The organism is Mesorhizobium sp. BE184 (assembly GCF_031457045.1).
Lineage (GTDB): Bacteria > Pseudomonadota > Alphaproteobacteria > Rhizobiales > Rhizobiaceae > Mesorhizobium.
The window spans coordinates 520,940-534,616 of record NZ_JAVDVU010000002.1 but is presented as its reverse complement, the minus strand read 5'-3'; the positions used below and the strand labels follow the sequence as shown (position 1 = coordinate 534,616).

The following is a 13,677-nucleotide window of genomic DNA, read 5'->3' as shown; positions in this document are numbered from 1 at the left end:
CGTGAAGCCTGAACTCGTCATTTTCGATTGCGACGGCGTGTTGGTGGATAGTGAGGGGCTGTCCATGGCCGCGCTGCTCGACATGGTGGCTCAGGCTGGCGGCGCGATCGGCGAGGAGGTCGCTTATGAGCGGTTCCTCGGCCGCAGCATGGCTTCGGTCCGCGAAATACTGATGCAGGAATTCCGGCTCGCTATCACCGAGACTCACCTCTCCGCAATGCGCGTCGATCTGATGCGCAAATTCCGCGAGGAACTGAAGCCCATTGCGGGCGTCGCAGAATTGTTGGCCGGGATCCCGATCGCATTCTGTGTTGCATCTTCAGGTACCCTCGATCGCATCCGCTATTCGCTGGAAGTGACGGGGCTGCTCGGACTGCTGGAGCCGCACCTCTTCAGCGCGACGATGGTGGCGCGCGGCAAGCCGGCGCCCGACCTCTTTCTGCATGCGGCAGCCTCTATGGAAAAATCGCCCGCCGCATGTCTTGTGATCGAGGACAGTCCCGCCGGCGTCCAGGCTGCCCAGTCCGCCGGCATGCGGGTCGCAGCCTTCGTCGGCGGTTCGCACGCGGCTGGCCCCGGCCTCAAAGCGCGGCTTGCGTCGATGCATCCTGACTTTATATTCGCCGATATGCTGAAACTGCCCGGACTGATCGCGCAAATGGGAGAGGAAGTAGAAACCTCTTGAAGAACAGCTTTGTCTGCGCGGTCGATGTCGGCACCAGCAGCGCCCGTGCAGGCATACTGGACGAGCGCGGCAGGCTGCTCGGCCGGGCGGAAAAGCCGATCCTCATGCACCGGCCGAAAGCCGATCATGCCGAACACGATTCGGAAGACATCTGGTCGGCTGTCTGTGGCGCGGTGCGGCTCGCCCGCGAAAAAGCTGGCGTCGCCGCTGAAGACATCGTCGGCATCTCCTTCGACGCCACCTGCTCACTCGTGGTGCGCGACCGCCAGGGCGATCAACTCAGTATCTCGACAGCGGGTCAGCAGCGCTGGGACACGATCGTCTGGCTCGACCACAGGGCCATTCGTGAAGCCGACGAATGCACCGCAAGCGGGCATCGCGTGCTCGACTACATCGGGGGCGTCATGTCGCCCGAAATGGTCACGCCGAAACTGATGTGGCTGAAACGGCACCTGCCGGAAACCTGGTCGGAGGCAGGATATCTGTTCGACCTGACCGATTTTCTCACCTGGCGGGCTTCAGGGTCGCTCGCCCGGTCGCAATGCACGCTGGCGGCCAAATGGACCTATCTTGCCCATGAGAAAGAGGGTTGGCAGCGCGATTTCTTCGCCGGAATTGGCATTGGTGACCTCTTCGACCATGGCAACTTGCCGGAGAGGGCCTCGCCCGTCGGTGCAAATATCGGCAATCTCACACCTGAGGCCGCCAGGGCGCTGGGCTTGACCACACACTGCCTGGTCGGGGCAGGCGTCATCGATGCATATGCCGGCGCGCTTGGTGTCCTTGGCGGGTTTGCCGGCGACATCGACAATATCGGCCGGCATCTGGCGCTGATTGCCGGCACATCTTCCTGCGTCATGGCCATGTCTGCCGACCCGCAGCCCTTTGCCGGCGTATGGGGGCCTTACTACGAGGCAGCGCTCCCCGGATGCTGGTTGTCCGAGGGTGGCCAGTCCGCCACCGGCGCGCTGCTCGACCACGTCATCCGCTGGCACGGCGCCGGCGGCGAGCCGAACGCGGCCATGCACGCGCGCATCGCCGATCGGATCGGCGAACTTCGATCCATCGAGGGCGAAGACCTTGCAAGTCGCCTCCACGTCCTGCCCGATTTTCACGGCAGTCGCTCGCCGCTCGCCGACCCGCATGCGGTCGGCGTCATCAGCGGCCTGACGCTCGATTCGTCCTTCGACAGTCTTTGCAAGCTTTACTGGCGCACCGCCATTGCCATCGCGCTTGGCGTGCGCCACATCCTCGATGCGCTGAATGAAAACGGCTACGTCATCGATACCCTGCATGTAACCGGCGGCCACACCAAGAACCCGCTGCTGATGGAGCTTTATGCCGACGCCACCGGCTGCTCCGTCGTTGAGCCGCTCGCAGACGAGGCCGTGCTGCTGGGCGCCGGAATGATCGCCGCCACCGCTGCCGGGCTCTACCCCAATCTCACCGCAGCCTGCATCGCCATGCAGCAGGGCAGCCGGAAGCGCGCTTCCAATCCCACCGCCCGCGGCCGTTTCGACCGGGATTATCGCGTGTTTCTGGAAATGCACCGCCAGAGGCAGGCGCTCGACGCCATTATCTGATAGCGGCTCCTTGGACCGGCCTTCGCGCGCTCTGGCTCAATCTCTTCCTCATCACGCATCTTGTTTTCGGCGGTTCCTTCGTTCAAAAACGGCTCACATCCGGCATTTTTCATGCCGCCTGGAAATGCGGCTTCCGGTCGAGACCGACGTGCCGCAACCTGAAAGAATGGAACATGTCTGCCATCGAAGCCTGCGCCAAAGCGCCGGAAAGTCTCTGGCGCTCCGAAGCAAAGGCGATGCTATCCCTCGCCTGGCCCATGGTGCTGACCAATCTCGGCCAGACGGCGATGACGGCCACCGACGTGATGATGATGGGCCGGCTGGGACCGAACGCGCTCGCCGCGGGCGCACTCGGCGCCAACCTCTACTTCATGGTGCTGATCTTCGGCATGGGGCTCGTGCTGGCCACCGCGCCGATGGTGGCGACCGAACTCGGCCGCTTCCGCCATTCTGTCCGTGACGTGCGCCGTACGGTGCGGCAGGGCCTGTGGCTTGGTGTCTTCATCACCATTCCGATCTGGATATTCCTGTGGAACGGCGAACGCATTCTGCTTGCTATGGGACAGGAGCCCGATCTCGCCCGCGAGGCGGGCATCTACCTGCGCTGGATGCAATGGTCGGTGCTCACCTTCTATGGCTACATCATTCTGCGCTCCTTCATCTCGGCGCTGGAGCGGCCGGGCTGGGCGCTGGCCATCATCTTTGCGGCGGTCGGTCTGAACGCAGCCATCAACTGGGTTTTCATGTTCGGCAATCTCGGCGCGCCCCGCATGGGCGTGGCCGGCGCCGGCCTGGGCACGACGCTGTCGTCGCTGTTTTCTTTCGTTGGCCTGGTCGTGGTGGTGCTGCTTGATCGGCGGTTCCGGCGCTACCATCTTTTCGGCCGGTTCTGGCGTTCCGATTGGCCTCGTTTCTGGTCCTTGCTGCGCCTCGGCCTGCCCATTGGCGGCATCCTCGCCTTCGAAGTCACGATCTTCAACGCGGCGGCCTTTCTCATGGGCCTGATCGGCGCGGATTCGCTGGCCGCCCACGCCATCGCCCTGCAGATCGCCTCGATCACCTTCATGGTGCCCCTGGGCTTGAACCAGGCTGCCACCGTGCGGGTGGGTCTTGCCCATGGCGCACGCAACGTCGACGGCGTCAGCCGCGCCGGCTGGACCGCTTACATTTTGGGCGTTTCCTTCATGGCGTTGATGGCTATGACGATGATCTTGTTGCCGCGCCTTCTCATCAGCGCCTTTATCGATATCGACGATCCGGACAACCAGCACGTCGTAACGCTGGCCGTATCGTTCCTTGCCTTCGCGGCGCTGTTCCAGATATTTGATGGTGCCCAGGCGGTCGCGTCCGGAATGCTGCGCGGATTGCACGACACCACCGTGCCGATGATCTACGCCGCGCTCGGTTACTGGGGTGTCGGCCTGCCGCTCGGTATAGTGCTGGCCTTCCATTTCGGCTTCGCCGGCAGCGGCATCTGGATTGGGCTTACGGCCGGGCTTGCGGTTGTTGCAGCGTTGCTTCTTGTCCGTTGGCTGGGGCGAGACCGACTGTCGCCTTTCGTCGCAATCGGGCCCTGATCGTCGGACCGCCAGCGCTGCGGCTTTCGGTGTGACGGCCTGGTATTTTCTTTGCGCAAGCGCCCTGGGATAGGCAGCGCGTTTTCCAAATCAGTGCTATGAGGCAGTCGCGTAGGCGAATGCCAGCCGGAGGGTCGGATGCCAAAAACTGATATTGCGCGCAGGGTGTACAATCACACCTGGAAGCTCGATCCGATCGTGCGCAGCCTGCTCGATACCGACTTCTACAAACTGCTGATGCTGCAGATGATCTGGGGCATGTACCCCAAGGTCGACACCACCTTTTCCCTCATCAACCGCACCACCTCCGTTAGATTGGCGGACGAGATCGATGAGGGTGAACTGCGCGATCAGCTGGACCATGCCCGCACCCTGCGCTTCAGCAAGAAGGAGATGATCTGGCTGGGCGGCAACAATTTCTACGGCCGCAAGCAGATATTCGAGCCCGAATTCCTCGCCTGGCTGGAGGGCTTCCGGCTGCCGGAATATGAGCTGCGCAAGAAGGACGGCCAGTTCGAACTCACCTTCTCCGGTCCGTGGATGTATACCACGCTATGGGAAATCCCCGCGCTCGCCATTATCAACGAGCTGCGCTCCCGCTCCGCCATGAAGGCTTTCGGGCCTTTCGCGCTGGACGTGCTCTACGCCCGCGCCAAGGCCAAGATGTGGGCGAAGACCGAGCGCCTGAAGCGCCTGCCGGACATAAAGATTTCCGACTTCGGCACGCGCCGCCGCCATTCCTTTCTGTGGCAGCGCTGGTGCGTGGAGGCGTTGAAGGAAGGTATCGGCGAGGCATTCACAGGCACGTCGAACGTGCTGCTCGCCATGGACAACGATCTGGAAGCGCTCGGCACCAATGCGCACGAACTGCCCATGGTCTTCGCCGCGCTGGCAGAATCCGAGAAGGAGCTGAAGCAGTCGCCCTACCGCGTTCTGCAGGACTGGCAGCGCTACTATGGCGGCAATCTCCTGATCGTGCTGCCGGATGCCTTCGGCACGTCAGCCTTCCTGCGTGACGCACCGGACTGGGTCGCCGACTGGACCGGCTTCAGGCCGGACAGCGCGCCGCCGATCGAAGGCGGCGAGAAGATCATCACCTGGTGGCGCGAGCGGGGCCATGATCCGAAACAGAAGCTGCTCATCTTCTCCGACGGTCTCGAGGTCGAGACGATCGAGGAAACCTACAGGCACTTCCAGGGCAAGGTGCGCATGGCTTTCGGCTGGGGCACCAATTTGACCAATGATTTCGAGGACTGCGCGCCGACGCCGACTGACAGGCTCAACGCCATATCGCTGGTCTGCAAGGTCACCGAGGCCAATGGCCGTCCGGCCGTCAAGCTTTCGGACAATCCCGAAAAGGCCACCGGCGACAAGGACGAGATCGCGCGATATTTGCGGGTTTTCGGCGAGAAGGACCGGGTGAAGCAGCTGGTCAAGGTGTGATGCCTGTAGTTGGCGGGCCACAATGACCGTCACATCCTGCGGAGGATTGGCTCACATCCGGGTGCCAATCCTCTGTGCGCTTGCAGTATTTGCCACATCTCCCGCCCTTGCCCATGCATCCGACCGCGGCCATGTGCTGCTTCTGCCCACGGGCTATTATCTGGTGGGGGGCGCATTCGCCGTCGCCATCTCCTTTATGGCGCTGGCGCTGCTGCCGCAGGGCTGCCTCGATCGGGTTTGGGGCCGTTCGCTCCAGCTGTTTACCCTGCCGGATACGCTTCGTCCCTATATAAGCCTGGTTTCATTTGCCGGCTTTGCGGTTCTGATTGCCGCTGGCTTTTTTGGCAGCCGCGATCCGCTGTCGAATCCGTTGCCGCTGTCCGTCTGGACACTGCTTTGGGTGGGGTTTGTCCTGCTGCAGGGCGTCGCTGGCGACCTGTGGTCGTGGTTGAACCCGTGGTACGGACCGTGGCGGATTGCGTCGTGGGTAACAGGCGGCCGAACGCCTTTGCGCTTGCCGGTCTGGCTCGGCTACTGGCCGGCGTTCATCCTGTTTGCCGCCTTTGCCTGGTTCGAACTGATTTATCCGGCCCCCGACGACCCCGAACGCCTGGCATGGACTGCCGGACTCTATTGGCTTTTCACCTTCGTCGCCATGCTACTCTTCGGCTGGCCGGAATGGAGCCGGCGCGGTGAATTCCTGACGGTCTTCTTGTCGCTGATTGCCCGTTTCGCCGTGCTGCGGCGCGACGGCCCGAACCTCTCGCTTTGCTGGCCGGGCGCGAAAATTCTGCACGTCCCCCCACTGCCCTTGAGCGGCACGGCATTCGTCCTGCTGGCGCTTTCGTCGGTGTCTTTCGACGGTCTGTCGAAGACGTTCTTCTGGCTCGGCCTGTTCGGCGTGAACCCGCTGGAATATCCCGGTCGCACCGCGTTGATGGGCGTCGGCACGCTCGGTCTCGCCTTGACCTTCCTTTTGCTCGCGGGGTTATTCCAGATCGCCATATTTCTCGGCCAGCGTCTCGCGGCTCCAGATTCGGCCGGGCTTGTCGAGGTGGCCGGCCTTCTGGTCTGGTCGATCATGCCGATCGCGCTTGCCTATCATGCCGCGCATTATCTGACGTTGCTGCTGGTCGACGGCCAATATGCACTGGCCGCGATTTCAGACCCGTTCGGGCTCGGATGGGATTTGTTCGGCACGGCGCAGATGCAGATAGAAGCCGGCATCGTTGCCGGCGCCGACTCCGCCTGGTGGCTGTGGAACATCCAGGCCGGCGTCGTCATCGCCGGACACCTGCTTGCCGTCCTTGTCGCGCATGCGCTGGCCGAGCGCCTTCATCCGGTAGCCTCGCGCGCAGTTCTCAGCCAGTTGCCGCTTACGCTGCTGATGATAGCTTATACGGTCTTCGGCCTGTGGCTGCTTGCCGCGCCCGCGGCCGGCTAGGTTGAGCGACGCAATGTTTCTTGTCAGCCATCGGCTTTGATGATTTGTAGAGCCGGTGAATTGAGCTCTCCGCGACAGGGCAATTCTCCCTGACGCTAGTCAAAGTCGAGAAGAGGGACCGCCGTGACCGACAGCAAGGGCTATTTCGATCTTTCCAAGAACCGGCTGAGCCGCCGCACCGCGCTCAAGGGTTTGGCGGCTGGCGCCGGCCTGGCCGCGGCGCCCGGTTTCGTCCGCTACGCGCAGGCGCAAAGCTCGGCTCCCATCAAGATCGGTTTCCAGTCGCATCGTACCGGCATCGGCGCCGCCTACGGCCGCTGGTACGAAAAGACGACAGCGGCGGCGGTCAAGGCCATCAACGCCGCTGGCGGCATCAATGGCAGGCCGGTCGAAGTCGTCATAGAGGACGACGGCACCGACCCCGGCCGCGGCGCCGAGGTGGTGGCCAAATTCGCCAACCAGCATAAGACGGACATCGTCTTTGGCACCTTGTTCTCGCATGTCGTCATCGGCTCGGCCCCGGCGGCAGGAGAGAACAAGATTCCCTATTTCGTCGTCAGCGAAGGTCACCATGTCGCCTCGACCAAGCTGAATCGCTACGTCTTTCAGCCCGGCATCACCGACGTCAAAAGCCAAATCCAGGCGATGGCGCCATGGATCGCTTCCAATGCAGGTAAAAAAGTCTGCCAGATATTCCCGGATTTCGCTTTCGGCTACGATCATCGTGACTATCTGCCTCCGGCGCTCAAGGCGCAGGGCGGCGAGGTGATCGCCCAGATCGCCATTCCGCCAACAGAGTCCTCCTTCACCAAATACCTGCCGCAGATTCCGGCTGAAACCGAAGTCATCTATCACGTGATGGTTGGGCCGGCGGTGCTCACCTTCGTCAAGGAACTGGGCGAATTCTACGGATCGAACCGCCCGCAGCTGTTCGGCTTCATCGATTCGCTCGAAGCCGTAGACATCAACAGCCCGGGCCTGGAGTTCCTCGATGGTAGCCACTTCTGGGAAGGCTCGCCTCGTTATGCGCAGGCGGGCGATTCCGAAGCGCAGAAGGCCTATCGCGCCGCCGTCGGCATCGACGACAACGGTGCCGCTGTCGGCGATCCCAAGGATGTCTCGACCGCGGCCCACATGTTCGGCTGCTGGGAGACGCTCTACGTGGTCAAGAAGGCGATGGAAGACGCCGGCTACAAAGGGCCGGAGGACCGCGCCAAGCTGGTTGAAGCCACTGAGGCGCTGACCGAATTCGCGGAAGGTCCCGAGCATCCGCAGGGAAAGAAGATCTTCAACGGCAAGATTCACCAGTGCTTCGGCATCCAGAACATCTCCAAGGTCGAGGGCGGCAAGCTCAAGGTCGTCCACAAGACCAGCATCGAAGATGGGTTGTACGAACCGGAAGGGGACTACACGACGCAGGCCTTATAGGCTCCGTCTCCTTCACCGATGGCCTTCGGACCGCACCTCCTCCTTGCCTCGCTGGAAGGGCTTGTCACCGCGGCGGTGCTGGCGCTGACAGCGCTCGGCCTGTCGCTGGTGTTCGGCGTCATGCGCATCGTCAATGTAGCGCATGGCGAGTTCTTCATGTTGGGCGCAGTGCTGGCCTGGGCCATCACCACGGCGATCACCGGGCATCCCGCGCTAGGCTTTCTCGCCGCGCTGGTGATCGCGCCGCTGATTGCCGGCGCCGTGGCTCTTGTCGCAGAACGGGTGGTGCTTCGGAGGCTGAACTACAATCCCGAAGCCACCATCGTCGCCACCATCGGCCTGCTCTACATAATTCAGCAGCTTGCCCTGACCTTCTATGGGCCGGAGGCGCGGCCGGTCGAGCCGCCGTTCAACTATCGCATCCTTCTGCCCTGGTTCGGCTATTCGGGATACAAGCTCTCGGTCGTGGCGGCTTCGGCACTGCTGCTGATGGCGACATGGCTGGTGCTGACCCGCACGAAGATCGGCATGGTCATGCGCGCCACACAATACGACCGGGAAACCGCGCAGGCTTTCGGCATTCCGGTCGAGCGCGTCTATGCCGGGGTCTTCGCCCTCGGCGCCATGCTGGCGGCGGTGGCGGCTGTGCTGATCGTGCCGATCAGCCAGGCGCATTATCTTATGGGGCAGGACCCGCTGCTCCTGTCCTTCATCGTCGTCATCATCGGAGGGCTCGGCTCGCTGCGCGGCACGGTGGTCGCGGCGCTCATCATCGGCCTGTCCGACGGCATCATCTCGGTGTTCTTCTCGCCGACGCTGGCCAAGATCATCGCGACGTTCCTCGTCGCCATGGTGCTGGTGTTCCGGCCGCAGGGCCTGTTTGGAACGACGGCACGATGAAGGGAGAGGCTTCAGCCCTGAAGGCCTATGGCCTCCATGTCGCGGTCATCGGCCTTCTGTTCGCTCTGAGCTTTGTTCTTCCGCCCTATCACCACGGTCTCGTCGCCCGCATCATGGTGCTGGCGACATTCGCGATGGGCTACAATCTGCTGTTCGGCTATGTCGGGCTGCTCAGCCTCGGCCATGCCATGTTCTTCGCCGCCGGCCTCTATGGCGCGGGTCTCTCCGTTTATCATCTGGGCTGGAGCGTTCCGCTCGCCTTCGCCGGCGGCATCGGTTGTGGTGCTGTGCTGGCGCTGGTGATCGGGCTGCTCGCGCTGCGCACCAGCGGCGTCGCCTTCATGATCGTCACCATGATGTTCGCGCAGGTCTTCTACCTGACAATCCTCTATTTCGCCCGCTGGACAGGCGGCGATCAGGGACTGGTCGTTCCGCAAGGATCGAGAGTGATGTACCTCGGTGGCGCATCCTTCGATCTCACCAACCCTGCCGTTCGCTATAGGGTGGCGCTAGCGCTATTTGCCATCGTGCTGGCGGTGGTGCTTGTGCTTGTGCGTTCAGGCTTCGGACGGGTGCTGGTCGCCATCCGCGAAAACGAGGAGCGCACGAAGATGCTGGGCTTCGACACCTTCGCCAACAAGCTGGCGGCGGTGATTGTTTCTGGCACGATATGCGCCGCTGCCGGCGCGGCCTATGCGCTGCTGTTCGGTTATGTCGGGTCGAGCTTTGCCTCGGTGCAGTATTCGATCCTGCCGCTGCTCTGGGTGTTGCTCGGAGGGGCCGCCACGGCGCTCGGCCCGCTGGTCGGCACCCTGGCCATGTACTATGTCACCGATATCGCCAGCAGCTACACCTCCGCCTGGCTGCTGATCGTCGGCGTCATGCTGATCGTCGTCGTCTTGTTCTTCCCCAAGGGCGTGCTGGGAACGATCCGGCACCGCTGGCTGAGATGGCTGCCGTGACGCCGCTTCTGACCACCAGCAAGCTGTCGCGTAATTTCGGCGGTCTGCGCGCCGTGCAGGACGTCGACTTCAGCCTGTTGCCGGGCGAAATCCGCGCCGTCATCGGCCCTAACGGCGCCGGCAAGACCACTTTCGTGAGCCTGATCTGCGGGCGCATTCCGCCATCCTCGGGCCGCATCCTGTTCGATGGCGCCGACATCACCTCCCTGCCGGCGCATCGCCGGGTGCGCATGGGCATTGCCTACACGTTCCAGATCACCAGCATCTTCGCGAATTTGAGCGCCTATGACAATGTGGCGCTTCCGGTGCAGCGCACGCTGGCCGACGGCCGCTCAAGGCGAACGGTCCATGCCAGTGTGATGGAGGCTCTCGACCGCACCGGTCTGGCCGGACGAGCGCACACGCTGGCCGGTTCGCTCTCCTACGGTCACCAGCGTCTTCTCGAAGTGGCGATGGGGCTGGCGCTGAAGCCGCGCCTGCTCATTCTGGATGAGCCGACGCAAGGGCTCGCCGATAGCGAGATCGAGAACTTCATCGGCCTCGTCCGCGATATCGCCAAGGACGGAACGGTGCTTTTGATCGAACACAATATGCCCGTGGTCATGGAACTTGCAGGGCGCATCACCGTGATGAATGCAGGGCGGGTGCTGGCGGAGGGCTCGCCCGAAGAGGTGCGTGCCGATGCCCGCGTGCAGGAAGCCTATCTCGGGGTGGCGGCGCATGTCTGACATCCTAACCATCTCCGAGCTCGATTGCTTTTATGGCGAAGTTCAGGTGCTGCACGGCCTGAACTTGACGTTGGCCAAAGGCGAGGTGCTGTGCCTGCTCGGCCGCAACGGCGCCGGCAAGACGACGACGCTGAAGGCGATCATGGGACTCGTTCCGGCGGCCGCCGGGTCGATCAGGCTCGGAGATCGGGAACTGACCGGTTTGCCGGCTCATGAAATTCCGAAAACCGGCATCGCCTATGTGCCGCAGGGCAGGCGTCTCTTTGCCGAGATGACGGTGGCCGAGAACATCGAGATCGGCCTGATGACGCGCGGCAAAGGCAAGGCGGTTCGCGAGGCCGTGCTGGACCTCTTCCCGGTGCTGCGCGAACGGCTGAAGCAACGTTCGGGCACGCTGTCTGGCGGCGAGCAACAGCAGTTGGCAATGGCGCGGGCGCTTTGTGTCGAACCGCAGGTGCTGCTTCTGGATGAGCCGACGGAAGGACTGATGCCGTCGATGATCCAGAAGATACGCGAGACGGTGGCGCAACTGCGCGGCCGTGGCGTTTCCACCATTCTGGTCGAGCAGCGCGTCGATGCTGTCCTATCGGTCGCCGACCGCGTCGCCTTCATCGAGAACGGTCGCAACCGTGAGACAATGCCGGTCGAGGCCCTGCGCGCCGACCCTTCCGCTGTCCGCCGTTACGTCGGAGTCGGCTGATCTCAGCGGAAGAAAAGCAGGCTCGCCAGTATGAAGATCGGGATCAGCACCGCTCCCGACCAAAGCATGTAGCCGAAGAATCCCGGCATCTTCACCCCTTGATGGCGGGCGATGGCATAGACCATGAAGTTCGGGGCGTTGCCGACATAGGTGTTGGCCCCCATGAACACTGCGCCGGCCGAAATAGCCGCTAGCGTCGAGGCGAGGTCCGTCATCAGCCTTTGGGCGTCGCCGCCAGCAAGCTCGAAGAACACCAGATAGGTCGGCGCATTGTCGAGAAAGGAAGACAGAGCGCCGGTCAGCCAGAAATAGGCGAGATCGTTCGGCTGGCCGTCGGCCCCGGTGACCAGCGCCACGAGCGGAGCTAGCGCTCCCGACGGTCCGGCGCGCAGGATGGCGATCACCGGCACGATGCAGATGAAGATGCCGGCGAACAATTTTGCCACCTCGGCGATCGGCCCCCAGGTGAAGCCGTTGGCGGCGCGGTATTCCTTGCGCGATATCGCCAGCGAAACCAGCGCCAGAGCGAGGATGACGATGTCGCGCGCGAGGTTCTGTATCTCGATCTCCACGCCCATGATGGAGAAGGCGGTGCCGGGTTTCCATGCGGCCGACATCAGGATCGCGGCGATGACGCCGGCCAGCAAAACAATGTTCGGCAGGCCGCGGATTCGAATCTTGGAATCCGGCGTCGGATCCTTGATCTTCGGCGCGCCTTCCTCCCGCCCGTGGAAGTAGAAATCCATCGCCAGGAAGACGGCAAGCACCAGTCCGCCGACGAACAGCGTGTCCGGCAGGATGTGGATTGTGGTCCAGAAGAAATCGACGCCGCGCAGGAAGCCGACGAACAGCGGCGGATCGCCAAGCGGGGTCAGCGAGCCGCCAATGTTGGAGACGAGGAAGATGAAGAAGATGACGACATGGGCGTTGAAAGGCCGGTTGTCGTTGGCGCGAATAATGGGGCGGATCATGATCATCGACGCTCCGGTGGTACCAACCACGGAAGCGAGCATCGCGCCGATCAGCAGCAGCCCGGCATTCATCAACGGCGTGCCATGAATGTTGCCCGCCACAAGGATGCCGCCGGCAATGGTAAACAGGGCAAACAGCAGGATGATGAAGGACATGTATTCGAGCAGCACCGCGTGCAGCACGGATTCGGTTGCCGCACTTGCCCCATAGGCCCAGCCCATCGGGGCGATTGCCAGCAAAGCCCAGCCCATGGTGATCTTTCCGTAGTGATGCTCCCAGACATGCGGGAAAAGCAGCGGCCCGGTAGCGATCGACAGCAGCAGACCGGCAAACGGAACCGCCCACCACAGCGACATCACGTCGCCGGGAAGAGCGTGGCTCTCCGCTGCAAAAGCCGTGACGGAAAAAAGCGTGGCAAAGGCCAGAGTGGCCAGCCCGGCCGCCAGCGTTAAAAATCGCACGTCGCCCAATCCCCGGTTACAATCCTCGACCCCGTTGAAAAACCTTGGATCGAATAATCCCTGGGGCGTTTGACAGGCAAAATCACGCCAGCGCAACCCCCGCTTCCCGGATTCGCGCCAGCATCGCGTCGAGCGAGCCGTTCAGGTCGATGGCGCGGCAGGCGTCGAGTTTGACGGTGACGCGAAAGCCTTGGCGGATCGCGTCGAGGGCCGAATAGGCGACGCAGAAATCGGTTGCCAGCCCGACCAGCGTGACTGCCGATATGCCACGTTCGCGTAAATAACCTGTCAGCCCCGTCGGCGTCTTGTGGTCATTCTCGAAAAATGCCGAATAGCTGTCGATGTTGGGCCGAAAACCCTTGCGCAGGACCAGTTCCGCCTTCCCCCAGGCAAGCCCGGAATGGAACCGCGACCCTGTGCTACCCTGGATGCAATGATCCGGCCACAGGGTTTGCGGACCATAGTCCATCTCGATTGCCTCGAACGGTTTCCTGCCGTGATGGCTGGAAGCGAAGCTGGAGTGACCGGCAGGGTGCCAATCCTGCGTCATGACGACATGATCGGCATGACGGATCAGATCGTTGACGAGCGGAACGATCTCGTCGCCGCCGGCAACCGCCAGCGCCCCGCCGGGGCAAAAATCGTTCTGCATGTCGATGACGATCAGAGCTTCGTTGGACAAGAAAGCCTCCTCGCGAACGGAAGGCAGAAACTCGGCCAGATGGCCGCTTGCGTCAACCGCGAACCGTCCGTCGCCGCCTGCGAAACTCGGCTTTGACAATATGACGCGGCTT

The 13,677-nt window shown here is 62.6% G+C and carries 12 protein-coding genes; 10 read left to right on the top strand and 2 right to left on the bottom strand.

The annotated features are described in order from the left end of the window. Position 1: 1 nt before the first annotated feature. The 10 genes from J2X35_RS10690 (at position 2) to J2X35_RS10645 (ending at position 11,450) form a co-directional block, all read left to right on the top strand. The gene (locus J2X35_RS10690) at positions 2–685 is read left to right on the top strand and encodes an HAD family phosphatase (protein WP_056114118.1); all 684 of its coding nucleotides are present in this window, start codon (positions 2–4) and stop codon (positions 683–685) included. Then, positions 682–2,268 (top strand): FGGY-family carbohydrate kinase, encoded by a 1,587-nt coding sequence (locus tag J2X35_RS10685; protein ID WP_310185187.1) that lies wholly within the window; start codon positions 682–684, stop codon positions 2,266–2,268. Before J2X35_RS10690 ends, J2X35_RS10685 begins: the two co-directional genes overlap by 4 nt. Before the next feature lie 173 nt (positions 2,269–2,441). Beyond that, entirely contained in the window at positions 2,442–3,845 is a 1,404-nt protein-coding gene (locus tag J2X35_RS10680) for an MATE family efflux transporter (RefSeq protein WP_310185185.1), read from the top strand. Between the two features lie 138 nt (positions 3,846–3,983). Then, positions 3,984–5,288, top strand: a complete 1,305-nt coding sequence (gene pncB, locus J2X35_RS10675; RefSeq protein ID WP_056114128.1) for a nicotinate phosphoribosyltransferase — start codon at positions 3,984–3,986, stop codon at positions 5,286–5,288. A 22-nt stretch (positions 5,289–5,310) separates the two neighbouring features. Continuing rightward, a complete protein-coding gene (locus J2X35_RS10670; RefSeq protein ID WP_310185181.1) occupies positions 5,311–6,732 on the top strand; it encodes a hypothetical protein in 1,422 nt (473 codons plus the stop codon). 123 nt (positions 6,733–6,855) lie between these two features. Then, positions 6,856–8,160: an ABC transporter substrate-binding protein gene (locus tag J2X35_RS10665; RefSeq protein WP_310185180.1), complete on the top strand. Its 1,305-nt coding sequence runs from the start codon at positions 6,856–6,858 to the stop codon at positions 8,158–8,160. An 18-nt stretch (positions 8,161–8,178) separates the two neighbouring features. Further along, entirely contained in the window at positions 8,179–9,060 is an 882-nt protein-coding gene (locus J2X35_RS10660; RefSeq protein WP_310185177.1) for a branched-chain amino acid ABC transporter permease, read from the top strand. Then, positions 9,057–10,022, top strand: coding sequence for a branched-chain amino acid ABC transporter permease (locus tag J2X35_RS10655; protein ID WP_310185173.1), 966 nt, complete (start codon positions 9,057–9,059; stop codon positions 10,020–10,022). The genes J2X35_RS10660 and J2X35_RS10655 overlap by 4 nt, the downstream gene beginning before the upstream one ends. Then, complete coding sequence (locus J2X35_RS10650) at positions 10,019–10,750, top strand: ABC transporter ATP-binding protein (RefSeq protein WP_056116360.1); 732 nt, start codon at positions 10,019–10,021, stop codon at positions 10,748–10,750. The genes J2X35_RS10655 and J2X35_RS10650 overlap by 4 nt, the downstream gene beginning before the upstream one ends. Continuing rightward, positions 10,743–11,450, top strand: coding sequence for an ABC transporter ATP-binding protein (locus J2X35_RS10645; RefSeq protein WP_310185169.1), 708 nt, complete (start codon positions 10,743–10,745; stop codon positions 11,448–11,450). The genes J2X35_RS10650 and J2X35_RS10645 overlap by 8 nt, the downstream gene beginning before the upstream one ends. A 2-nt stretch (positions 11,451–11,452) precedes the next feature. Here J2X35_RS10645 and J2X35_RS10640 read toward each other — a convergent pair whose 3' ends face one another. Together J2X35_RS10640 and pncA are read right to left on the bottom strand one after the other, a co-directional pair. After that, a complete protein-coding gene (locus J2X35_RS10640) occupies positions 11,453–12,883 on the bottom strand; it encodes a sodium:proton antiporter (protein ID WP_405023209.1) in 1,431 nt (476 codons plus the stop codon). A gap of 82 nt (positions 12,884–12,965) precedes the next feature. After that, complete coding sequence (gene pncA, locus J2X35_RS10635) at positions 12,966–13,565, bottom strand: bifunctional nicotinamidase/pyrazinamidase (protein ID WP_310185168.1); 600 nt, start codon at positions 13,563–13,565, stop codon at positions 12,966–12,968. Positions 13,566–13,677 lie beyond the last annotated feature (112 nt).